This is a genomic window from Rhizobacter sp. Root1221 (genome assembly GCF_001425785.1).
Classification (GTDB): domain Bacteria; phylum Pseudomonadota; class Gammaproteobacteria; order Burkholderiales; family Burkholderiaceae_C; genus Rhizobacter.
Genome location: NZ_LMDI01000067.1, coordinates 186463 through 208925, shown reverse-complemented (window position 1 = coordinate 208925; position 22463 = coordinate 186463). Strand labels below are relative to the sequence as shown.

Below are 22463 nucleotides of genomic sequence, written 5' to 3'. Positions count from 1 at the left end.
GTCAGTGGATCGCGCGTTCGCTGCGCGGAATCAGGAATTCGAACAGCGTGCCCTCGGCGGCGTTGGAGCGCGCCACGATGGAGCCGCCGTGGGCGCTGATGCCCTGGTCCACGATGGCGAGGCCTGCACCGAGGGTGTTGCGCAGGCCGTCCTTGCCGTTCGCGGACAGGATGGGTGCGAAAAGCTCCGCCTGCACCTCGTCGCTCAAGACCGTGGCGAACCCGACGTGGGCGTTGAGGCGGTCCTTGTGGGAGCCCTCCAGCCGCACGGTGACGGGCACGCCTTCACCGGCGTGTTCGAGCGCGGTGCCGATCAGGTTCGAGAACACCTGGCTCAGCCGGTCGGTGTCGAAGCTGCCGGTCAGGTCACCCTCGCATTGCACGTCGATGTGCACGTTGGGGCGCACCTCGAGCACCTCGGCCACGACACCCGCGCAGAGCGTGCCGAGGTCGGCCATCTTCGGCGAGATGCTGGCGATGCCGGTGCGGACGCGCGAGAAGTTCAGCAGGTGGTCGATGGTGCGTGCCATGCGGGAGCTGCTCGATTTGATGCGCATGCCGGCCTTCTGGATCGCCTCCTCGTGGCCGCGCCGGTGCACGATCTCGGCGCTGAGGGCAATGGCCATCAGCGGTGTGCGCAGGTCGTGGGTCAGCACCGCGGTCATCATCTCGTTGAGCTTGCGCAGGCGCTGCACTTCCACGATCTGCTGCTGCAGCCGCTGCCGTTGAACGTAGAGGTCCACGAACACGGCTACCTTGCTGGCGAGCACGTGCGGCTCGAGCGGCTTGTAGAGGAAGTCCACCGCGCCGGCCTCGTAGCCTCGGAAGGTGCGCTGCTGGTCTTGTGACGCGGCGGTGAGGAACATGATCGGGATGTGCCGGGTGCGTTCGGCGCCGCGCATCAGTTCCGCGAGCGCGAAGCCGTCGATCTCGGGCATCTGCACGTCGAGCAGGGCCAGGGCCACGTCGTGGTTCAGCAGCAGTTCCAGCGCCTCGGCGCCCGAACCCGCCTTCAGGAGGCGGATGCCCGGGCGCGCGAGCAGGGCCTCGAGGGCGAGCAGGTTCTGCGCAACATCGTCGACGACCAGCACATTGACTTCAGGTGGTTGGTTCATGGCGGTTCCCTGGGATTGGATGGGCACACAGCAGAGGGGGTGCTTCATGGTTCAGACCCGGCGGTACAGGCGTTCGGCCATCATGAGCGGCGCAAACGCCTTCGCGTGGGCGCCGAACTGGAGGGTTTCCTTGCCGCCGAGGCCCAGGAACCCGCGGCGCACGAGGGACTCGCGGAACAGGCCGACGGCACGGTCCTGGAGGCCGCGGTTGAAGTAGATCAGCACGTTGCGGCAGGACACGAAGTGCACTTCGGAGAATACCGTGTCGGTGGCCAGGCTGTGGTCGGCGAAGACCACATGCTTCTTCAGCGTCCGGTCGAACACGACGCTGTCGCAGGCTGCCTCGCAGTAGTCCGACAGCGACACCTTGCCACCGGCGGCAAGGTAGTTCTTGTTGAACAGCGCCATGCGTTCGAGCGGGTACACGCCGGCTTCGGCCCTTCGCAGCGCGTCGGGGTTGATGTCGGTGGCATAGATCAGCGCCCGGTCGAGCAGCTTTTCCTCGGCCAGCAGGATGGCGAGGGACCACACCTCCTCGCCGCTGCTGCACCCGGCCACCCACACCTTGATGGACGGGTACGTGGCCAGCAGCGGCAGCACCTCGTGGCGCAGTGCAGCGAAGTAGTCCGGGTCGCGGAAGAATTCGCTCACCTGCACGGTCAGGAACTGCAGCATCTGCGCAAACACATCGGGCTCGTGCAGCACGCGCTCCTGCAACTGCGACATCCGGTCACAGCCGAAGCGGGTCATCGCCTGGCGCATGCGGCGGCGCAGCGACGTCGCGGCATAGTCGCGGAAGTCGTGCTGGTAGCGGCGGTACACGGCCTTCAGCATCAGCTTGACCTCGATGTCGAACAGGGCGGTTTCCTTGTCCACGGCGCGCTCTTCCATTGCGTCTACCTGGGCATCCACACGCGGCACAGCGAGGTCAGCTTGTCCGCGTCGATTGGCTTGGCCACATAGTCGTTCGCGCCGGCCTGCAGGCATCGGTCCCGGTCTTCGGGCATCGCCTTGGCGGTCAGCGCGATGATGGGCAGGTCGGCCCACTCGCGCCGCTCGCGGATGTGTTTCATCGCGGTGATGCCGTCCATCTCCGGCATCATGATGTCCATCAGCACCAGGTCCACCGGCGGGCCCTGCTCGAGCCGATCGAGGGCCTCGCGGCCGTTTCGGGCAATCTCCAGGCGGGCGCCCAGGGGTTCGAACACGCTGGAGAGCGCGAAGATGTTGCGCACGTCGTCTTCGGCCAGCAGCACGCGCCGGCCGTCCAGCACCGAGTCGCGTTCGCGCGCCTGCGACAGCAGCCGCTGTTGTTCCGGCGGCAGTGACGATTCCACGCTGTGCAGGAACAGCGTCACCTCGTCCAGCAGCCGTTCGGGCGAACGTGCGCCCTTGACGATGATGGACTTCGAATGGCGGCGCAGCCGCTGTTCGTCCTGCCCGCTGAGTGCGCGCCCGGTGTACACGATCACCGGCGGGAAGGCGTATTGCACGCCGGCCGCCATCTTCTCCAGCAGGTCGTCGCCCGAACCATCGGGCAACGACAGGTCCATCACCATGCAGTCGAACGTGGTGCTGGCGAGGCGGGCGAGGGCCTCGGCCACGGTGCCCACGGCGTCGATTTCTACGTGGTCGGCCGAGAGCAGCAGCACCAGGTTGCGGCGCAGCTCCTCGTCGTCCTCCACGACCAGCACGCGGCGCACCGCGCGCTGGAGGCAGTCGTGCAGCCCCTGGATGGCGGTCACCAGCTGTTCGCGCAACGCGGGCTTGAGCACGTAGCCGATGGCCCCCAGCTCCAGCGCCGTCTGCGTGCGCTCGTGGCCCGACACCATGTGCACCGGTACGTGGCGGGTGCAGCCGTCGCGCTTGAGGCGTTCGAGCACGGTCAGGCCGGATTGGTCAGGCAGGCCCACGTCGAGCAAGATGCCGTTTGGCTGCAGTTCGCGGGCGAGCCGCAAACCTTCCTCGCCGTCGCTGGCGATCACGCAGTCGAAATCGAGTTCGTGGGCCAGGTTGACCAGCACGCTGGAAAAGGCCGGGTCGTCCTCCACGGCCAGGATCAGGCGGCCCGGGCGGCTGAGGTGCTGGCGGTCGTCAGGCCCGGGCCCTGGCACTGGCGGGGCAGCTTGGGGGGAGCTGGCGGACGATGCGGCGGGGGCGGCCGGTGGCGGCGCGGCCGCGGGCGCGGCTTCGCCGTCGAACACCACGGGCAGGTCCACGGTGAAGCTGCTGCCACGGCCCGGTTCGCTGTCCACCTGGATGCCGCCGCCGAGCCGGTGGGCCAGTTCCCGGGAGATCGACAGCCCGAGGCCCGTGCCGCCGAAACGCCGGCTCGTGCTGCCGTCGGCTTGGCGGAACGCCTCGAAGATCACCTGCTGCTGCGCCTTCGGGATGCCGAGGCCGCTGTCACGCACCTCCAGCGCGATCCGGCCCGGGGCGCTGGGCCGCACCAGCAGGCGGACGTCTCCGCGTTCGGTGAACTTGATGCCATTGGCCAACAGGTTCGTCAGGATCTGCTGCAGGCGTTGGCCGTCGGTCTGCAGTGCATCCGGGGTGCCGGGTGCCACGTCGATCGACAGCGCCAGCTTCTTCTGGCGCGCGAGCGGGTCGAAGGTGCTCTGCAGGCGGGCGAGCAGGTCGGCGACGGCGATGGGTTCGATGGACAGCTCCACGTGGCCTGCCTCGATCTTCGAGAGGTCGAGGATGTCGTTGATGAGCAGCAGCAGGTCGTTGTTGGAGGCGTGGATGGCCTGGGCGTACTTGACCTGCTCGGGGTTCAACGTGTGCGGCTTGTTGTCGGCCAGCAGCTTCGACAGGATCAGCGAGCTGTTGAGCGGGGTGCGAAGTTCGTGCGACATGTTTGCGAGGAACTCCGACTTGTAGCGGCTCGCCGATTCCAGCTGCTCCGCCTTGCCGTGAAGCGTCTGTTGCGCGGCCAGCAGGTCGAGCTTCTGCCGCTCGAGCACTTGGGCCTGTTCCTCGAGCTGAACGTTGGTTCGTTCCAGCGCCACCTGCTGCGCCTCGAGCCGGGCCTGGGACTCCCGCAGCACGCGGCCTTGTTCCTCGAGTTCCTCGTTCGACACCCGCAGTTCTTCCTGCTGGGCCTGCAGCGACTCACCCTGGCGCTGTGTTTCCTGCAGCAGCACTTCCAGCCGGCGCCGGTAGAGCGCGGAGCGGAGTGCCACGCCGATGGGTTCGGCGACCTGGTCGAGCAGCTTGATCACCGTGGCAAGGTCCCGCCCGCCGGGCTGGAAGCCGAGTTCCACCACACCCGACGTGACACCGTCCACCTTGATCGGGGCGAGGACCACTTGACCCGGTGTGCTGCGCCCGGAGGCCGTCACCAGCGGCAGGTGGCCGGGCGGCACGTCGTGGATAACCCGGGGGCGGCCATCGCGGGCCACCTGGCCCACGAGGCCGTCCGGCACGGCGATGCGTTCCGGGGCCGTGGCGGGGTCGTACGCGTGCCCACCCTTGCGCAGCAGCACCTGGCCATCGAGCCGGTACACGAGCGCCGTGTCGGCGCCAGTGACGCCGCACAGCGCCTGCGCGGCACTGTCGGCCACGGCATTGGGGCTGCGTTCGCCGATCAGTTGCTGCGACACCGTCGTCTCACCTTGCTGCAACCACAGCAGTTCGACCACGTCGCGGCGCGTGCGCAACACCTGCCACACGAGGACCGCCAGGCACCACAGGGCCGAGCCGCCCAGCACGCGGTTCACCGCGTGGAGCATCGGGTTCGTGCCTTCGGGGGACAGGAGGTGCCCGGCCACGCTGAGCACGGTGGCGGCCAGCGCGGCCGCGAGCGGTGCCCAATCCCGGCGCTGCAGCAGCAACAGGGCTACCGGCAGCAGGTAGAGCGCCCATTCGGCGTAACCCACCGGCGTGAACAGGTCGACCACGAAGATGACGAACAGCGCGAGTGCCGTGGCGATGTGGACCACGGGATCCCGCGAGGAGGTGCGCATGGTGGCGTCGGGGGTCATGGTGCGGCGGTGGTTTCCGGTGATCGCGCGGTGCGCGGCGAGGGCAGGCTCGGGATTTGCCCATGGAGCGGATCTACCCGACGGAGCCCCTGATGCACAGCACCCAGCCCATCCGATACGACCCCGCCTTCGAAGTGCCCGAACCCGACGAGGCCGAAACCACCGCGGCCATCGTCGACACGCTGCGGGCGATTTCGCGCAAGACGTTCGAGGACGGCGGGCACGGCCTGCGCAGCGTGCACGCCAAGAGCCACGGCCTGTTGCGTGGCGAGCTGGTGGTGGGCGACCTGCCGCCGGCGCTGGCACAAGGCATCTTCGCGCGCCCGGGGCGGCATCCGGCGGTGCTGCGGCTCTCCACCACGCCGGGTGACCTGCTGGACGACAGTGTGTCCACGCCGCGTGGCGCGGCACTCAAGGTGCTCGGTGTGACCGGGCCGCAGCTGTCGGGTGAAGCCGGCGACACGACGCAGGACTTCGTGCTGGTGGACAGCCCGGCGTTCCTGTCGGCCAACGCCAAGGCGTTCCTGCGCGGACTCAAGCTGGTGGCGGCCACCGCCGACCGCGGTCCCGGCCTCAAGAAGGTGCTGTCGGCGGTGTTGCGCGGGGCCGAACGCGTGGTGGAACGCCTGGGGGGCGAAAGCGGCACGCTCAAGGGCCTGGGCGGACATCCGGAGACCCACATCCTCGGGGAGACGTTCTACAGCCAGGCGCCGGTGCGCTACGGTGACCACGTGGCGAAGGTGGCCCTGTCGCCGCGGTCGCCGTGGCTGCGGGCGCTGGCCGGTGCCGCGCTCGACGTCAATGGCAAGCCCGATGGCCTGCGCGAGGCCGTGCTGGCATTTTTCGCCGAACACCCGCTGAGCGAATGGGACCTGCAGGTGCAGCTGAACACCGGGCTCGACGACATGCCCATCGAGGACGCCTCGGTGCTGTGGCCGGTGTCGTTGAGCCCTTACACCACCGTGGCGACGCTGGCTGTGCCGGGCCAGGTGGCGTGGAGCGCCGCCCGTTCCGAGGTGGTGGATGACGGCATGGCCTTCAGCCCGTGGCACGGCCTCGAAGCCCATCGCCCGCTCGGCTCGATCATGCGGGTGCGGCATGCGGCCTACGCCGCGTCCGCGGCGCAGCGCGCGCACCAGAACGGCCGCTCGCTGTGCGAACCTCGGTCGCTGGACAACTTCCCGGATTGAGGAGGTTGACGTCACCGCCTGCACTCAGGGCTTTGCCGGCGAACCGGTCACGCGCCAGAGGACGTTGCCCACATCGTCGGCCACCAGCAGGCCGCCACGTGTGTCGAAGGCGACCCCCACGGGCCGGCCCATCGCCTTGCCGTCGTCTGTGAGGAACCCGGTCAGCACGTCCTTCGGCGGGCCGGACGGCTTGGCGCCGTCGAACGGCACGAAGATGACCTTGTAGCCGCTGTGCGGCTTGCGGTTCCACGAGCCGTGCTGGCCGATGACCATGCCGCGGCCGAAGGGCAGGGTGCTGCCGTCGGCAAACGCCAGGCCGAGCGAGGCGGTGTGGGCACCGAGGGCGTAGTCGGGCGCCACGGCCCGCGCCACCAGGTCGGGACGCGGCGGCTTCACGCGTTCGTCCACGTGCTGGCCGTAGTAGCTGTAGGGCCAGCCGTAGAAGGTGCCGTCGCGCACGGAGGTGAGGTAGTCGGGCACGAGGTCGCTGCCGATCTCGTCGCGTTCATTGGCCACGGTCCACAGTGTGCGGGTGGTGGGCTCCCACGCCAGGCCGTTCGGGTTGCGCAGGCCGGTGGCGAACAGCCGGTGGGTGGGACCGGCCGGGTCGATCTCCCAGATGGCGGCGCGGCCGGCCTCGATGTCCATGCCGTTTTCGCCGACGTTGCTGTTGGAGCCGACGGTGACGTACAGCTTGCGCTCCTCGGGGTCCGCCATCACGTTCTTGGTCCAGTGGTGGTTGATGCCCGCCGGCAGGTCCACGACTTTCGTGGGCGTGGCCGTGATGCGGGTGTCGCCGGTGGTGTACGGGACGCGGACCAGCGCGTCGGCGTTGGCCACGTACAGCACGTTGCCCACCAGGGCCATGCCGAACGGCGACATCAGGTTCTCCAGGAACACTGACCGCACTTCGGCGACGCCGTCACCATCGGCGTCGCGCAGCAGCGTGATGCGGTTGGCGCTGGGCACGCCCGCGCCGGCGCGGGCCATCACCTTGTTCATGATCCAGCCCCGGATGCCGCCGCCCGACCCCTCGGGCTTGGGCGGTGCGTTGGATTCGGCCACGAGCACGTCGCCGTTGGGCAGCACGTGGATCCAGCGGGGGTGGTCGAGCCCCGTGGCAAAGGCTGCGACGCGGGTGCCAGGCGCGGCCACCGGGCTGCCGTTGGCGGGCCAGCCGGTGGCCGGCGCGATGTTCAGCGTGGGCAGCAGCGTCTTGTTCGGGGCGGGGAGCTGGGGGGTGGGGCCGAAGTCTGCCGCCGGCGGGAGGCGTGCGGTGTCCCCGCACGCGCAGAGTCCTGCGGCCGCAGCGAGCACGCTGCACACAGTCCGGATTGCCACCATGGATGTGCCCCCCGTTGAATCAACCGCCCATTCTTGAATGTGACGAAGTGCCGCGTTGTAGGCGGATGCCGCAGCGGCCCGTCGGAAGCAGTCGGAAAAGGCGGGAATTCCCAACGCTGTTCGGCACCCGCGCCAAAACGATGTCGGGCCCAATGAGGGGCATGGGGAAAAGAGAGTCTGCCGCGTTGCTCGCGTTGGTGGTCTCCGGTGTAACCGGGGCCGCCAACGCGGACTCGCGTTTCTCCGAACGCGAAATGCGCTGGATTGGCGCCGCCTCGCCGGTGATCGCCTACGCGCAACAGCAGGGCCTGCCACTCGACGTGGTGGTGCAGCCGCAACCAGCCCCAGGCCTGGCGCCGGTGGCCATGGCGCACGTGGACGGGCGCTGCCAGCTCGTGTTTTCGATGCGCGGCAACCCGCTGGCCGACGAAACCGAACAAAACATCCCGCCCAGCCTGTTCGTGCCCATCGTGGAGGCCGTGGCGGCACACGAGATGGCGCACTGCTGGCGCAAGGTGCAGGGGGCGTGGAGCGCCATGCCCCCGGGCATCCCGGACGACACCAACGATGACATTCCCGATCCGGCCGTGCGGGCACGCTGGCAGGCGATGCGCGAGATTCGCCGTGAGGAAGGGTTTGCCGATCTGGTGGGCTTGGCCTGGGCGTTGAACCGCCACCCGGCGCAGTATGCGCAGGTGCATGCGTGGTTCACCCACGAGCGATCCGACCCCCCGATGGAAGGGAGTCACCATGACACCCGGGCGTGGATACGCCTGGCCGAGCCGGGCGCATTTGCACCGGGCGACACCCCGTTCGAGCAGGTGCTGCCGATGTGGGTCGCCGGGCTGGCCGGCGGCCGCTGAACGATCAGCCTGCGTTGGCTTCGTCGAGCTCGCGGCAGGACGGTGCGCACACCGCCTGGGCCTTGCCGAGCAGCTTGCGCGTTTTCAGTGACGCACGGGGACGGTGTTTCCCGCAAAGGAAACATGACATGGTGGCAGCGCCGAAGGAGCCTGCTGCCGTGAAGGGCGAGCCCGCCACTTTGGACCGATACCGGAGACCGTCGGCCACGACGGTCGTTTTCACTTCATTCTTCGCCACTGAGGGGTTCTTCCTGGTTCATTGATCGGCCGCGCAACGTGCCTTTTGGATCACGTCTTTTGCGCGCAGTTCGGCGCTCATCGAGAATTCGAGGGCCGAGCGGCAAAGCCCGGCGTGCTCGTATTGGAGGTTCTCGTACAACTCCGCGGCCGCAGGGTAGGAATCTAGCACCGCCGAGAGCGTTTCGCCGGGCTTGACCGATTCCAATTCCTGTACCAAGTGCAGGACGACCGAGCGATATTGACCCGGATCGACCGCCACGGGGCTGCGTTCCAGGCGTTCCAGCAGGTGGGCCAGGGTGAGCACCACCGACGGCCGGGTGGGCTGTTGTTCGGACAAGTGGGCTGTCATGTGTCGTTTCCTCGTCGCGGCCGTTGATCAGGCCTCGTCACTGGGAGAACATGGGGCCGGTCGGCGGGAGCGCAAGCCCGGTGTCCTGCCGGCTTGCGTGACCCGCGTCACGGATCGACCGCCGGGCGCGCTGAAAGTTCACCGCCATGAGCATCCGCGGCACCTGCTACGCTATTCACCCATGCAAACGCCCCATACCCTCCTCGCGCTCCTGCTGTCCGCCACGCTGCCGCTGGCCGCCCTGGCGGCCGATCCGCCGCCGTCCGCGCCGGCCACCGGGGCCGGCCCCATCGCCGAGGCGGCGGGCGAACGCTGCGAGGCCGCCGTCACCGACACCATCCGCGAGATGCGCGGCGATGACGGCCGCCAGGTCCAGTTCGTGCGGGCCCGCCGTTCGGTGCTGCCGCCGGTGAACGACGAAACGGACGTGAAGGGCGAGGGCAGTTACCGCGGTGGCAGCGCCGCGGCGCGCCCGTTCAGCTACCGGTGTGCCTACAACGTGAAGTCGGACACCACGTCGGGCGTGGTCTTCAAGGACATCGGTCCCGCGCGTGCCGATTCCGGCGCCGAAACGCGCTGGCAGCCCGACCTGACCGCGCTGTCGCCGGAGGCCTGCGAGGCTGCCGTGGCGTCGGTGTTGAAGTCGAAGCATCCGCGGGTGGGCCGCATCGCGTTCGGCTCCGACTCGCGCAAGTTGCGCGCGGCCACCAACGGCCGCACGGCGATGGAAGGCGAAGGCTCGGTGGAGCGGGCCCCGGGCATGAACCTGATCGCGTTCAGCTACGCCTGCGAGTACGAACCGCGCACGGGGAAGGTCGTGGTGGCACGCACCACGCCGTGAGTCCGGGCGGTGGTGGCAGCCGCACGAATGTGCAGAATCGGCGCAATCGCGTCCCTCCCGCCCTGTATCGCACCGCATCAGCCTCGGGCAGCGGGCTCGATATGATCCGCGGGTCTCGGCAACGTATACGAACGGCTTCTCAAAGATGGCAACGATCAGGGACGTAGCGCAACTCGCGGGCGTGGGAGTGGCCACCGCATCGCGCGTGATCTCGGGCAACGGCTCGTTTTCCGCGGCGGCAGCTGAACGTGTGCATGCCGCGGCGGCCGAGCTGGGTTTTCGTCCGTCGAACGTCGCGCGGGCCCTGTCGCTGCAGAGCACGGGCACCATCGGCGTGTACGTGCCCGACTTCCGGGGCCCGTTCTACGGGCCCATGCTCGACGCGATCGACGGCGAACTGCGCCGGCACGGCCGGCACATGGTGGCCGTCAACGGCATCGGCGACGAGGATGGGCGCCACCAGGCCCTCAGCAGCACCGAGTTCCTGATCGACCGCGAGTGCGACGGCATCATCATTGCCAGCAACGACCTGCGCGACAGCGACATCATTGCCTTCAAGCAGCGCGGCGTGCGCCTGGCGGTGGTCAACCGCGAGGTCAAGGGCATGAAGAGCCATGGCTTCAGCGTGAACCACCGGGAAGGCGGCGCGCTCGCGGCCCAGGCGCTGCTGGACCACGGACACCGGCGTCTCGCGGTCATCTCGGGCCCGCAGCACGCCCAGGACAACCGCCAGCGGATGGAAGGCTTCTTCGCCACGTTGCAGGCCGCGGGGGTCAACACCGACACCTTGCCGGTCGTGCACGCCGACTTCACCGCGCCAGGCGGCTGGGCGGCCACCGAGCAGCTGCTGCGCGGCCGCACGAAGTTCACCGGCCTTTTCGTGGCCAACGACCAGATGGCCATGTCCGCGCTGTCGTGCCTGCGCCTGGCGGGCAAGTCGGTGCCCGAGGACATCTCGGTGGTGGGCTACGACAACACCGAGATGAGCGCGTTCCTGGCGCCGCGCCTCACCACGGTGGACACGCGCATCGACGAGATGGGCCTGGCCGCGTGCCGCCTGCTCATCAACCTCAGCTACGGCAAGGAACTGCCGATCGACCGCGACTTCCAGCCCGAGCTGGTGCTGCGGGATTCGCTCAGGAAGATCGGCCGCTGATCACGCCCTGCGCCCGGCGGCGCTCGAGGAAGGCCTTCAGCGCCAGGGCGCTGTCCTTCGGGGTGCGTGCCTGCGTGGCGTAGTCCACGTGCACGAGGCCGAAGCGCTTGGCATAGCCCTCCGACCATTCGAAGTTGTCGAGCAGCGACCACGCGAAGTAGCCTTGCACATCCACGCCGGCGTGCAGGGCCTGGTCGATGGCCACCAGGTGGCGCTGCAGGTAGCGCACCCGTTGCGCATCGTCCACGCGCCCGTCGGCCACCACGTCGTCGCTGGCCATGCCGTTCTCGGTGATGTAGACCGGCGGCAGCGTGGGGTAGCGGCCCTTGAAGCCGATCAACACGTCGCGCAGCCCGGCGGGGTACACCTCCCAGCCCATGAGGGTGCGTTCGACACGGTCGAGGCCCTTGTCGGTGTAGCCGTGGGCGCCATCGCTGCGCACGTTGGCGCGGAAGTAGTAGTTGATGCCGATGAAGTCCATGGTCGACGCGATCACCTGCATGTCGCCGTCGTGCACGATGGGGCGCACGCCGGGCCACAGTTCCTGCAGCTCTTCCGGGTACGAACCCAGCAGCAGCGGATCCATCACCCACTGGTTGTAGCAGGCCCGGGCCAGCCGCACGGCGTGCTGGTCGGCGGGGCTGGGGCTGTCGGCCGATACCGCGGTGACATTGGTGACCAGGCCCACGCGTTGCGCGCCGTTGGCCCGCAGTGCGGCCATGGCGTGGCCATGTCCCAGCAGCAGGTGATGCATCGCCTCGACGGCGTAGCGTGTGTCGGCCATGCCGGGGGCGTGAAGGCCGCTGCCGTGGCCCAGGAACGCGGCGCACCACGGCTCGTTCAGCGTGGCCCAGGTGGCCACGCGGTCGCCGAAGCGGCGGCTCGCCAGGTCGGCGAAATCGGCCAGCCGCCGGCCGGTGTCGCGGTTCAGCCAGCCCCCGCGGTCCTGGATGTGTTGCGGCAGGTCCCAGTGGTAGAGCGTGACGAACGCCTTCACGCCGTGGTGGGCGAGGCGGTCGAGCACGCGCTCGTAGAAATCGATGCCCGCCGGGTTGGGCGTGCCGTCCTCCCGCAACACCCGTGACCAGGAGATGGACAGTCGGTACGCGTCGAGGCCGAGGCCGGCGGCGAGGTCGATGTCCTGCTGCCACAGGCGGTAGTGGTCGCAGGCCACGGCGGCGGTCTCGCCATTGCGGACCGCGCCGGGGCGCGCCGCGAACGTGTCCCAGATGCAGGGCAGGCGGCCATCCGCGGCCACGGCACCTTCGATCTGGTACGCCGCGGTGCCCGCGCCGAACAGGAAGTCCGGCTGCCACATCGCCGAGCCGGGGGGAGGGGACAGCACGTCGTCGAGGGTGGGGGCGTTCATGGAGGGACCGGAAGCTCGTGGCATTGTCGCCAAGGGCCCACCGGGTGAAAAGGGGTGGCCTGGGCACGCCCTTTGCCGGTGGATGGGACTTGCTGACGAAGGAGACACCCATGGACCCCGTGCTCCACCTGCCTTTCATCGAGGCGGCCTCGGCCTGCGCCGCGGCGTGCCACCACTGTGCCGCGTCCTGCCTGCGCGAGAACGACCCTAAACCGATGGCCCGGTGCATCGCACTCGACCTCGACTGCGCCGCGATGTGTGAACTGGCCGCGGCCACCGTGGCTCGCGGCAGCGAGGTGGCCAAGGTGGTGGCCAAGGGCTGCGCGGACGTCTGCGACCGCTGCGCGGCCGAGTGCGGCCAGCACCCGATGGCCCACTGCCAGCGGTGTGCCGATGCCTGCCGCCGATGCGCGAAGGTCTGCCGGGAGTTCGGTGCGGCCTGAGCGCCTGGGAGACCGAGCCGTCATGCTGCCGGCAGGGGCAGCGCGATGCCTCGCTCGCCGAACACCTCGCGCACCACCGACAGGCCGTTCAGGGCCGCCGGGAAGCCGGCGTACACGGCCATCTGCATGACCACCTCGACCACTTCCGCCGGCTGGCAGCCCACGTGCAGCGCGGCGCCCACGTGCACCTTCAGCTGCGGTGCCGCATTGCCCAGCGCGCACAGCGCGGCCACCACGGCCAGTTCGCGTTCCCGCAGGCCCAGCCCGGGCCGGCTGTAGATGTCGCCGAACGGGAACTCCACGACGTAGGTCGCGAAATCGGGGAACGATGCGGCGAGCTGCGCGACCACGGCCACGCCAGCGTCACCATCGACGTCGTGCAGGCGCCGGGTGCCGCGGAGGTGGCGTTCTGAAGGTTGGGTGGACATCGGTGTGTTCCTGTTGAAGTGACGATGGGGCTACTGTCGCGCCGACCGCCGCGTCCGTGAAGGACCGAGTTCGTGATACCGTTTTGGTATGACACCCCGCCTCGATTCGCGTGCCCTGGCCTTGTTCCTCGCGGTGGCCGACACCCTGAGCTTCCGCCAGGCCGCCGAGGCGCTGCACCTGTCGCAACCCCCGCTCAGCCGCGCCATCCGCGGGCTGGAGGAGCGCCTCGGCACACGGCTCTTCGACCGCAACACGCAGGGCGTGGCGCTCACCGCCGCCGGGCGGCTGCTCGTGCCCAAGGCGCGGCGCATCCTGGTGTTGCTGCAGGAAGCCGAGGCGGCGCTGATGGGGGCCGGCGCGTCGACCACGCTGCGGCTCGGCCTGACCAGCGCCGTCGAGGCCGACTGGTTCGCGCACCTGCTGGATGGCCTGCGCACCGCGCGCCCCGATCGGGCCATCACGCCGCTCACCGACACCTCGCCACGCCTCGTGCGGCTGTTGCTCAAGCACCGGCTGGATGCGGCGCTCATCGCGCTGCCCACCGACACCCGGGACCTCACCGTGACGTGGCTCGATCGCCAGCCGCTGGTGGTGGCCCTGCCGGCGGCCCATCCGCTGGCGCGGCGGCGCGCGCTGTCGCTGTCGCAGTTGAACGGGCAACGCCTGTTCTGGTTCGAGCGGGCCCGCCAGCCGGCGTTCTTCGATCACTGCCAGGCCGTGTTCGCCCGCCATGCGTTTTCGCCGGTGGCTGTGCTCGAACCGAAGGACCATCCGGTGCTGCTCGCAGGCGTGGCCCGTGGCGAAGCGCTGGCGCTGCTGCCGTCCTCGTTCCAGGCGCTGCAGCGCGATGGCGTGCGCTACCGGCCGTTGGCCGAAGGCGACGAGCTGGCGGTGGGTATCGGGCTGGCCACCCCGGGGCACTTGGGCGACCTGCACGCGGAGCTGGCGCGCGCGGCGCGTGCCGTCACCGGCTGAGAGGCCACGCGCCAGGACCGTGACCGGCGGTTCGCGTCGACCAACGCCTCTTCGCGCTTCTGTTGCATGCGGGCCAGCCATCCGGGAGCATGCGGAGGCTGCCACGGACTGCGCCCCTCAACCCGACAGATGCCCGTCTTCCCCACATTCAGTCAATCACGTGTCCACTCCGTGCCCGCATCGCCGCAGCCGGCGGGGGAATCGGCGACACCTGCGGATTCACGCAACGCATGGGACAGGCCCGCGGGTCTTCCCTCGGCAGCGCGCTCACTCCGGGCCGCAGCTGCAGGAACGCCGGGACCTCGGGCACCCGTCCCCTGGAGTGTCTCCGCCACCGTGCATGACATGTCGCAACTGTCGGCCGAGCGGTCGACGCGGTGGTTCAAGAAGTCGGCGTCCGAGCAGTACCATTTTGCGAAAGTCATGTCCCCGGCCCAGCGCGGCGACCTGGAGCGCTGCCTCGAGGCGAGGTTCCGCTCACCGGGTGACCCGCAGGCGGAGCGGGCGCTGGACATGTGGCTGTCGGTGCAGCAGGCCCGCTTGCGCACCCATGGGGACGGGCAGCGCTCCGAACATCGGCTGCAGATGCTCTTGAAGGTTGCCCTTCCGGCGGCAACCGTGCTTGGCGCCGGTTTGGGCGCAGCCTGCTTCCACCAAGGACGCCAGGACTACTACGCATCCCGGGACCGGCCCGAGTACGCGACGGCCTTCGACAATTTCATGCGCATCATTGGCGACGGGGCGCTTCCCATGGACGTGCGCATGACCGCGGCCCGGCGGCTCGCCTATCACGCCCAACGAGAGGGGACGATTGCCGACGCTGAAAGCCTCCAGTTGTCGATGCGCCATGCCGGTGCCCAGCCTGCTGCCGCCATCGTTCCCGTCGACGCCCTGGCGGTCCAGCGTCCGCTCGCCTCCCTTCCCGCCGACGAGCCGTTTCTCCTGGAGATCATGGGCGCGTTCGCCCTTGCCGGGACCGGTCATCGGCTCTCCAAGAACCCGAACGCCGTCACGGTCCACTCGGTGGCCGAGGATGTCCAGCAGGGGTCGACGCAGCTCGGCGCGCAGATGAATGCATGGTTGCGCGAAGCCGGACTTCCCGGCCTGAAGAGCGCATCCGCGTTCAACGGTGAAAGGTATGCCGACTCGTTCGCCCGCGTGCTGGAGCGTCGAATGCCGGCGGCCTCCATCGCCAATGCCACCATCACCAACCGGCACGAACTGGCCGTGGAGGGCGCCATGGTGATCCATGCCATTGCGGACTCCACCGATCTGCGCGCTTTGGTATTCGCGATGGCGGAGACCGCCCTGGGGGATTGCGGCGACAACGTCGCTGAAGGGTTCTCCGAGATCGTGCATGCCGTGCGCAACCACCAGATGGAGACGGCGGTAAGACAAGGGCGAGTTGGCCTCGAAGCGTTGAACGGGTGGGGGCGAGCGCAGTTCCGGCTCGATGTGCTCGACCGCGAAATCAACCGGTTCATCGATCGGGCCAAGGCGGAAACCGCCGCCCTGGTTGCGGAGAAGCGCGACGCGCTTTCCCCGGGAATGCGCGCGCTCGGCATGAGCGAGGAGGCGATTGTTGCCTCGATGGCACGGCCGGTGGCCGTGTCGGAAGTCGACATCCTGGCGGAGGTGGATGACCTGGTGGCCGCGGCGGGCGGCACCGCGGAGTCCCTCACGCTCCGCGAGCAAGTGGCGACCGCGATCAACGAGTTGCGGGAAATCGAGTGGAAGATGACCCGGCTGACGAACGAGCCGGTCGAGACCAGGCTCCATGCCAAGGTGGAGCTAGGTGCCGCGCTGGGCCTGGAGGGCTACGTGTCCCAAGGGCTGGGCCACCGGGGTGTCAGCGTCATGACCCAGGCCGACATCGACGTGCTCAGGTCCACCGTGCAGACGAGCGAGGCTGACCCGAAGGCCCTCAAGGACTTCCTGGTGCGCAACGACATCTGGCTTCGCAGCATGAAGCATCTGCATGCCCATGAATTCGAGGCCCTCGGGGAGCGGTTCGGCGAAGATCCGTTCCACGGCCTGGACCTGCCGCGGGACGGGGACGAGCATCTGGAGGAGCTGACGGCCTACGTCGAGGCCGCCCAGGACTTCCTGCGCCGCAAGACCCGGGCGGAGCACGCCCTGGCGGCGAGGTGCGCCGGCCTCGGCGGAACGTCGCTTGCGCAGCTGATGCGCGAAGAGGTCTAGGCACGCCATGGGCGGCCACGACACCCTCACGACATGAGCAGCTGCAGGTTGTGCTCGTACAGCGTGGTGAGTTCGTCGAACGCGTCGAGCAGCACCTCGCTCGCTCGGCTCAGCAGCAGCTTGCCTTCGCCGCTGTCGGTGGTGCGCATGCCTGCCACGAGGCGCAGCCATTCGCTGCGCGCGGCGGCCAGCGACTGTCGGATGTCGCCGGTGCTGAGCGGCGTCTTCTCGAGTTCCTGAAGGGCCGATTCGAACGCGTCGATCGACTCGGCGAGTGCGCCGCGGTGGGCGGCTTCGTCGAACAGGTCGGCCAGCAGCGCGTCCTTCGCGATGCGTTGCGCGAGCATCCGCTGGCGGCCGCACAGGTTCACCGCGGTGAGCGGCCGGCGGTTCGAGGCCCGCTCCAGTTCCGCGACCAGCGATTCGGCAGCGGCCAGCAGGGCCAGGCCGTGCGCGTCTGCCTGCGCGAGCGCGGGCACGGTCATGCGGGGCACGAGCGCGCCCTCGAGCGTGTCCCACGCCCGTTGGGTGTGGGCGAGGGCCTGCCGCACGGCGTCGCTGACCGCCACGGACTTCGGTAGCGATGCCAGCGTGTCGAGGATGGCCCGGGCCTTTTCGAGGGAGGCTTCCTCCAGGCGCCGGGCACGGTGGGCGTCCACGTCGATCAGGCGCTGGGCCGCCAGCTTGACCAGCCGTTGCGACAGCATCCGGAGCTGGCCGGCCCGGTTCAGCGCATCGGCCCACGCCGCGGCTTCGGTCACGGAGCGGGAGACGTCGCCGATCTTCTGCTTGGAATGCATGGCCGCCCCGCGAAGCAGCTTGAAGGCCTCGGCCTCGCCGAGGCCGCGGGCCTGCGCCAGCACCCCCTTGGCCCGGTCGAGCCATTTGCGTTCGTCGAGGCGGGCGATCACGCTGGCGAGTTCCTCTGCGCGCGAGCGGTCGCGGGCCCAGCGCGCGCGATCGAATGCCAGGCCGGTGGCCAGCGCGTCGAGCCCGGCCGACGCCGTGGCGGGCCACCACCCGGCCAGGCCCGCGGCGAGCAACTCGTCGAGTACCGAAGGGGGCGGAGGTGGGGCGATCCACGTGACCGGGCAGGGCGTCACACCGTCCCAGGCCCTCAACGACGCGCCGACTGTGTGCGGGGCGGCGAACAGGATGACTTGATCTGGTGCACGGTTGGCCACTTCGCGCACCAAATCGTCGCAGGACCCGCCCGACTCCACCCGCACGCCATCACCGAGGCCACCGGCCAGCAGGGCCGCCACCAGCGCCGCGGTGGACACGTCACCCTCGGAAATCAGCAGCAGGATGGCGGGCGAGGAGGGTTCGGCAGCAGGGATTCCGGGGCTCATGCCGCGAGCATAGAGGAAGACCGGGCCGGGGGCTGCGGCAGCTGGCCCGCATGTTGCATGAGCGGGCCCGGTGGTGCAACGAGGCACCGCCATCCCGCCCTGATCGCCATTCCGGCCGATCGACTCGAGCGAGCAGCACGCCAGGCGCGTCCTGCCCTCCGCCCTGTCTCCCGAGTTCCCGGGCCATCCCACCCCCCGTCGTCTTCAGGTTCGCTGCCCGCGCGCCTGGCGTCGTTTCGCGTTTCGCCCGTGCGAAAGGATCTCTCATGGAAGTACAGTTCTTCGACTTTGAAGCCGCCTTCGTCAACTCGCTTCGCTGCGTACCGATGATCGTGCGCTACAAGCTTGATGCCTGCGGCATCAAGCTGTCGCTGCGGGCCTGGAGCCAGTTCAGCCTCAGCACGCGCGCGCGGCTCGTGACCATGAAAGTCGAGACGCTCGACGCAGTCCAGGCCTACCGCAACTTCCTGAGCCAATCGATCCTGGACGTGGGTGAGTTCGTGGTCCCCACCGACGGCGACGTCGTGCCGGCCTGGGCCAACCCCGCGCAAGTGCCCGAGGTGGTCGCCCGCAAGGCCGAGGAATTCAACGTGCGCATCGACCCCGAGCGCGGCTGGGCCATGCTGCGCCCGCTGCAACGGTTCGCGTTGCTCAAGCTCACGCGTGGGGGCCACGAGAACGAGAACTTCGTGCCGGCGCTGCGCGAGTTCGGCCTGGCCGCCTGAGAGGGGTCAGAGCGTGGTCCCGAGGATCACGCTGGAGGCCTTGAAGATCGCCATGGCATGCTGCCCCACGGCCAGGCCCAGGGTGTCCGCACTGGCCTGGGTGACCACCGCGGCGAGGCTGGCACCGCCGCCGATGTCGAGCACCACCTCGGCGTTGACGGCGCCCGGGGTCACGGCGGTGACCGTGCCGGGGATCTGGTTGCGGGCCGACAGCCTCACGCCGTCCAGGCCGGTGGCGAGCAGCACCGACGACGCCTTGATCAACGCGAAGGCCGTGGCCCCGAGTTTCAGGCCGAGCTGTTCCGTGCTGGTGCGGGTGACCACGGCCACGATGCGGGCGCCGCCCGAGAGCGTCAGCTCGACCTCGTCGTTGACGGCCCCGGCCTTGTAGCCGCTGACGGTGCCGGTCAGCTGGTTGCGGGCGCTGGTTTTCACGTTCAACATCCTCATCACATCGAATTCCTGGCTCAGGTCGAGGCCTTCCTCGCTGAGCAGGCGCACGAAGCGGCCGTGCACGGCCTCGATCTGCGCGAACCGCTGCACGAGCTGCTGGCCCCTGGCGGTGAGCCGGGTCGAACCGCCCCCGCGGCCGCCGGTGCTGCGTTCCACGAGCGGGGCGCCGGCCAGGGTGTTCATCGCGTCGATGGCATCCCAGGCCGCCTTGTAGCTGATGCCGGCCGCCTTGGCGCCGTGGGTGATGGACCCTTGTTCCGCGACGGCGCGCAGCAGGCCGATGCGTGCCGCACCGCCCAGGTCGTCACCCCCCACGGTGAGCCGCACCGAACCTTGCAGTTCGATGGCCCGGGACTTCCTGCCGCCTCTGGTTGCCATGGGTGCGCCACGCTCCTGTTGCCCCCGGTTCGCGGGTGGCGGCAAGGATACGCGATTGGGTGTGTTCACCTGTCTCAGGCCGCGGCGGCGTTGGCGGACGGCGGCAGCACCACACCCTCGGCGAGGTGCAGCACCTCGTCACCAAGGCGGTCCACGTCGGCCGGGTCGTGGGTGATGAGGATCATCGGGATGGCGAGGTGGTCCAGCAGCGCCGACAGCTCGTCGCGCAGGCGCGCCCGGAGCGCGGTGTCGAGCGCGGCAAACGGTTCGTCGAGCAGCAGCGCCTGCGGTTCGGTCACGAGCGCGCGCGCCAGGGCCGTGCGCTGGCGTTGCCCGCCTGACAGCTGCTCGGGGTAGTGGTTCGCAAGCGGCCCCAGTTCGAACGCCGTGAGCCAGCGGTGCACCTGCGGGGCCACGGTGCCGCGGCCGGGGTTCCGGGCACCCGGGGCGAGGCCGAAACCCACGTTCTGCGCCACGGTGAGGTGGGGGAAGAGGGCGTAGTCCTGGAACACGTAGCCGAGGCGGCGGTCGCGTGCCGGCACGTCGATGCCGGCGGCACGGTCCACCAGGGTGCGGCCCGAGAGGCGCACGTGGCCGGCGTCGGGCGGGGTAAGCCCGGCGATGACCTTGAGCGTCTGGCTCTTGCCGGCACCCGACGGGCCGTACAGGATCAGGCGCCGCGCGTCGCTGACGAAGCGCGACTGCAGGTCGAATCGCCGGCCGGCGTGTTCGAACCGGCGGCGCACGTCGATGTCCCAGGTGATGGCGGGTTCGCTCATGGGGTCACGCTTGGCCGGCGACACGGCCGGGCGCGAGCCGCCCGGCCACCAGCAGCACCACGATGCACGTGACCGACGTGACCAGCACCAGGAAGTTGGCAAGGTCGTCCTGCCCGGCCTGCACCGCCTCGTACACCGCCACCGACAGGGTCTGCGTGCGGCCGGGGATGCTGCCGGCCACCATCAGCGTGGCGCCGAATTCCCCGGTGGCCCGGGCGAACGCGAGCAGCAGGCCCGCCATCACGCCGCGCCAGGCCAACGGCAGCGTGACTCGCAGGAACACCGCCCATTCGCGCAACCCCAGCACACGTGCGGCTTGTTCGAGTTGCGGGTCCACGGCCTCGAAGGCAGCGCGGGCTGACTTGAAGACGAGCGGGAAGGCCACGATGGTGGCGGCGATCACCGCCCCCTGCCAAGTGAAGATGAGCTGGATGCCGAAGGTGGACTGGAGCCAGGCGCCGAGCGGCCCCCGCCGGCCGATGAGCACCAGCAGGTAGTAGCCCAGCACGGTGGGGGGCATGACCATCGGGAGCGTCAGTACCGCGTCGAGCACGTCGCGGCCCGGGAACCTGCGACGCGCCAGCACGAACCCCACGGCCACGCCCAGCACGAGGTTGAGCAGCGTGGCCCAGCCGGCCACCTTCAGGGTCAGGGCCAACGGCACCCATGCACCCGCCATGGCGTTCAGGGCCTGCCGAAGCCGTGCTTGGCGAGCACCGCCTGGGCCGGCGGCGTGAGCACGAAGCTGACGAACTGGCGCGCGGCCGACGCGTTCGGTGCCGCGTCCACCGGGGCGATGGGGTAGAGCACCGGCACCTCGGTGGGCACCGTGAAGGCCACCTTCACCTTGGTCGACATCACGGCAGCGTCGGTGCCGTACACGAAGCCGGCATCGACCTCACCGCGTGCCACGTAGTCGAGGGCCTGCCGCACGCTCTGCGCGCCGATCACACGGGGTTCGATCGTGGCCCACAGGCCCGCCTTGTCGAGCACCGCCTTCGTGTAGCGACCCACCGGCACGCTGGCCGGCAGCCCGATGGCCACGCGGCCGAAGGCGGGCTGGGCCAGTTCATGAAGGGTCTTCGGGGTCATCGCGCCGGTGGCGGGCACGATGACCACGAGGCTGTTGGACACGAAGTTGCGCCGCTCGTCCGGTTTGACGAGGGACTGCGCCTGGGCCTGGTCCATCGACTCCTGGTCGGCACTGGCGAACACGTCGGCGGGTGCGCCCTTGGCGATCTGCTGCAGCAGCGCCCCGGAGGCGCCGAAGTTGAGGAGCACCTTCGTGCCGGGGTGCCGGGCCTCGAACATCGGGGCGAGTTCCTTGAACGCGTTGGTCAGGCTGGCGGCGGCCGAGACGGTGAGGTCTGCGGCGCTGGCCTGCCAGCTCAGCAGCAGTGCGGCGAGGGGCAGGGCAAAACGCGAGGGGCGTGTGTACATGGGGATCGACGGTGGTGTATGCGGGGTGCTTCGGTATATACCGATTTATACACTGCTTCCCGGTAGCCTCGATCCGACCGTTGCTCAATATCTCCCGGTGGACATAGAGATTTCTATACGACGCTCGCGAGCATGGCCGAGAGGCACGGGTCAGTTCACGGTGCGCACCACGTCCGCGAGCGACCCGATCGACTGCCGGGTGCCGCCCCGGTGGCGTGCATCACGGTCGAGCAGCAGCGCCTGCAGCCCCGCCAGCCGCGCACCGTCGTAATCGAGCTCCGGCGAATCGCCCACCATCAACGCATCCGCCGGGTCGAACGCGAAATGTTCGACGATGGCGTGGTATGCCCGCGGCAAGGGTTTGCTGAAGCCTGTCTCCTCGCCGATGGCCACGAGGTCCACCGCCGCTTCGAGGCCGGTGGCCTCGAGCTTGCGGCGTTGCCCGTCGGAGGGGCCGTTGGTCAGGATCGCGGTGCGCACACCCTCGGCGCGCAGGCGCGCCAGCACGGGCAGCGCGTCCCCGTACAGCATGGGGCGGTCGTTGACGCATTCCATGAACAACCGGTTGAGGTGCACGACCAGCGCCGGGTTGGGTGGCGCGCCGATGGCCGCCAGCGGTTCGCTGAATCGCCGCAGCCGGTATTCGGCGCGCGTGATCGTGCCACGTTCGAACAGCGCGAAGACGGGGCGGTCGATGGTGCGGCACGCCGACACGAACGCGGCGGAATCGATGCGCTCGCCGTCGAGGTGGGCCGACAGGCAGCCATACGCGACCTCTCGTGTGGAGGCGAAGTCGATGAGGGTGTCGTCGAGGTCGAAGATGGCGAGTTTCATC

General features: G+C 69.4%; 22 protein-coding genes. 8 read left to right on the top strand and 14 right to left on the bottom strand.

The features are described from left to right. Position 1: 1 nt before the first annotated feature. From ASC87_RS28165 to ASC87_RS28155, 3 genes are read right to left on the bottom strand one after another with little or no spacing between them, the layout of a single operon-like run. On the bottom strand, positions 2-1114 hold the full coding sequence (locus ASC87_RS28165; protein ID WP_056671037.1) for a hybrid sensor histidine kinase/response regulator: 1113 nt from the start codon (positions 1112-1114) through the stop codon (positions 2-4). A 51-nt stretch (positions 1115-1165) separates the two neighbouring features. Then, positions 1166-2005 carry a protein-glutamate O-methyltransferase CheR gene (locus ASC87_RS28160; RefSeq protein ID WP_056671034.1) on the bottom strand — a complete coding sequence of 280 codons (840 nt, stop codon included), beginning with the start codon at positions 2003-2005 and terminating at the stop codon, positions 1166-1168. A gap of 5 nt (positions 2006-2010) precedes the next feature. Then, on the bottom strand, positions 2011-5100 hold the full coding sequence (locus tag ASC87_RS28155; RefSeq protein WP_056671029.1) for a response regulator: 3090 nt from the start codon (positions 5098-5100) through the stop codon (positions 2011-2013). 92 nt (positions 5101-5192) lie between these two features. Between ASC87_RS28155 and ASC87_RS28150 the strand changes: the two genes are divergently transcribed. After that, positions 5193-6290: a catalase family protein gene (locus tag ASC87_RS28150; protein WP_056671172.1), complete on the top strand. Its 1098-nt coding sequence runs from the start codon at positions 5193-5195 to the stop codon at positions 6288-6290. Between the two features lie 24 nt (positions 6291-6314). Here ASC87_RS28150 and ASC87_RS28145 read toward each other — a convergent pair whose 3' ends face one another. After that, positions 6315-7634 carry a sorbosone dehydrogenase family protein gene (locus ASC87_RS28145; protein WP_056671027.1) on the bottom strand — a complete coding sequence of 440 codons (1320 nt, stop codon included), beginning with the start codon at positions 7632-7634 and terminating at the stop codon, positions 6315-6317. Between the two features lie 161 nt (positions 7635-7795). Here ASC87_RS28145 and ASC87_RS28140 point away from each other — a divergent pair, with 161 nt between their 5' ends. Continuing rightward, a complete protein-coding gene (locus ASC87_RS28140) occupies positions 7796-8497 on the top strand; it encodes a hypothetical protein (protein ID WP_157604425.1) in 702 nt (233 codons plus the stop codon). Positions 8498-8501: 4 nt separating this feature from the next. Here ASC87_RS28140 and ASC87_RS28135 read toward each other — a convergent pair whose 3' ends face one another. Beyond that, positions 8502-8735, bottom strand: a complete 234-nt coding sequence (locus ASC87_RS28135; protein WP_056671021.1) for a hypothetical protein — start codon at positions 8733-8735, stop codon at positions 8502-8504. A gap of 18 nt (positions 8736-8753) precedes the next feature. Then, positions 8754-9086, bottom strand: a complete 333-nt coding sequence (locus ASC87_RS28130; RefSeq protein WP_056671018.1) for a hypothetical protein — start codon at positions 9084-9086, stop codon at positions 8754-8756. Positions 9087-9267: 181 nt separating this feature from the next. Between ASC87_RS28130 and ASC87_RS28125 the strand changes: the two genes are divergently transcribed. Both ASC87_RS28125 and ASC87_RS28120 read left to right on the top strand, forming a co-directional pair. Continuing rightward, a complete protein-coding gene (locus ASC87_RS28125; RefSeq protein ID WP_056671015.1) occupies positions 9268-9927 on the top strand; it encodes a hypothetical protein in 660 nt (219 codons plus the stop codon). Between the two features lie 145 nt (positions 9928-10072). Further along, a complete protein-coding gene (locus ASC87_RS28120; protein WP_056671012.1) occupies positions 10073-11083 on the top strand; it encodes a substrate-binding domain-containing protein in 1011 nt (336 codons plus the stop codon). Here the strand turns inward: ASC87_RS28120 and ASC87_RS28115 are convergent. Beyond that, a complete protein-coding gene (locus ASC87_RS28115; protein WP_056671009.1) occupies positions 11064-12452 on the bottom strand; it encodes a GH1 family beta-glucosidase in 1389 nt (462 codons plus the stop codon). The genes ASC87_RS28120 and ASC87_RS28115 overlap by 20 nt on opposite strands. Positions 12453-12562: 110 nt before the next feature. Between ASC87_RS28115 and ASC87_RS28110 the strand changes: the two genes are divergently transcribed. Continuing rightward, on the top strand, positions 12563-12895 hold the full coding sequence (locus tag ASC87_RS28110) for a four-helix bundle copper-binding protein (protein ID WP_056671006.1): 333 nt from the start codon (positions 12563-12565) through the stop codon (positions 12893-12895). Positions 12896-12915: 20 nt separating this feature from the next. On the opposite strand, the gene ASC87_RS28105 is transcribed toward ASC87_RS28110, so the two are convergent. After that, positions 12916-13323 (bottom strand): carboxymuconolactone decarboxylase family protein, encoded by a 408-nt coding sequence (locus tag ASC87_RS28105; RefSeq protein ID WP_056671002.1) that lies wholly within the window; start codon positions 13321-13323, stop codon positions 12916-12918. Positions 13324-13411: 88 nt separating this feature from the next. Here ASC87_RS28105 and ASC87_RS28100 point away from each other — a divergent pair, with 88 nt between their 5' ends. Then, a complete protein-coding gene (locus ASC87_RS28100; protein WP_056670999.1) occupies positions 13412-14299 on the top strand; it encodes a LysR family transcriptional regulator in 888 nt (295 codons plus the stop codon). Between the two features lie 345 nt (positions 14300-14644). Next, complete coding sequence (locus ASC87_RS28095) at positions 14645-16501, top strand: NEL-type E3 ubiquitin ligase domain-containing protein (protein ID WP_056670996.1); 1857 nt, start codon at positions 14645-14647, stop codon at positions 16499-16501. 26 nt (positions 16502-16527) lie between these two features. Here the strand turns inward: ASC87_RS28095 and ASC87_RS28090 are convergent, their stop codons facing one another. Continuing rightward, positions 16528-17853: a type IV pili methyl-accepting chemotaxis transducer N-terminal domain-containing protein gene (locus ASC87_RS28090; RefSeq protein ID WP_056670993.1), complete on the bottom strand. Its 1326-nt coding sequence runs from the start codon at positions 17851-17853 to the stop codon at positions 16528-16530. Positions 17854-18119: 266 nt separating this feature from the next. Here ASC87_RS28090 and ASC87_RS28085 point away from each other — a divergent pair, with 266 nt between their 5' ends. Continuing rightward, positions 18120-18578, top strand: coding sequence for a nitrate reductase associated protein (locus tag ASC87_RS28085; protein ID WP_056670991.1), 459 nt, complete (start codon positions 18120-18122; stop codon positions 18576-18578). 6 nt (positions 18579-18584) lie between these two features. Here the strand turns inward: ASC87_RS28085 and ASC87_RS28080 are convergent, their stop codons facing one another. The 5 genes from ASC87_RS28080 to ASC87_RS28060 all read right to left on the bottom strand — a co-directional run bounded on the left by ASC87_RS28080 (position 18585) and on the right by ASC87_RS28060 (position 22462). After that, positions 18585-19409 carry a TOBE domain-containing protein gene (locus tag ASC87_RS28080; protein WP_056670988.1) on the bottom strand — a complete coding sequence of 275 codons (825 nt, stop codon included), beginning with the start codon at positions 19407-19409 and terminating at the stop codon, positions 18585-18587. Positions 19410-19483: 74 nt separating this feature from the next. Next, on the bottom strand, positions 19484-20173 hold the full coding sequence (locus ASC87_RS28075; RefSeq protein WP_056671170.1) for a sulfate/molybdate ABC transporter ATP-binding protein: 690 nt from the start codon (positions 20171-20173) through the stop codon (positions 19484-19486). A gap of 19 nt (positions 20174-20192) precedes the next feature. Then, positions 20193-20867 (bottom strand): molybdate ABC transporter permease subunit, encoded by a 675-nt coding sequence (gene modB, locus ASC87_RS28070; RefSeq protein ID WP_056670985.1) that lies wholly within the window; start codon positions 20865-20867, stop codon positions 20193-20195. A gap of 5 nt (positions 20868-20872) precedes the next feature. Next, positions 20873-21628 (bottom strand): molybdate ABC transporter substrate-binding protein, encoded by a 756-nt coding sequence (gene modA / locus ASC87_RS28065; RefSeq protein ID WP_056670983.1) that lies wholly within the window; start codon positions 21626-21628, stop codon positions 20873-20875. A 150-nt stretch (positions 21629-21778) separates the two neighbouring features. After that, positions 21779-22462 (bottom strand): HAD family hydrolase, encoded by a 684-nt coding sequence (locus tag ASC87_RS28060; protein ID WP_056670981.1) that lies wholly within the window; start codon positions 22460-22462, stop codon positions 21779-21781. Position 22463: the final 1 nt, after the last annotated feature.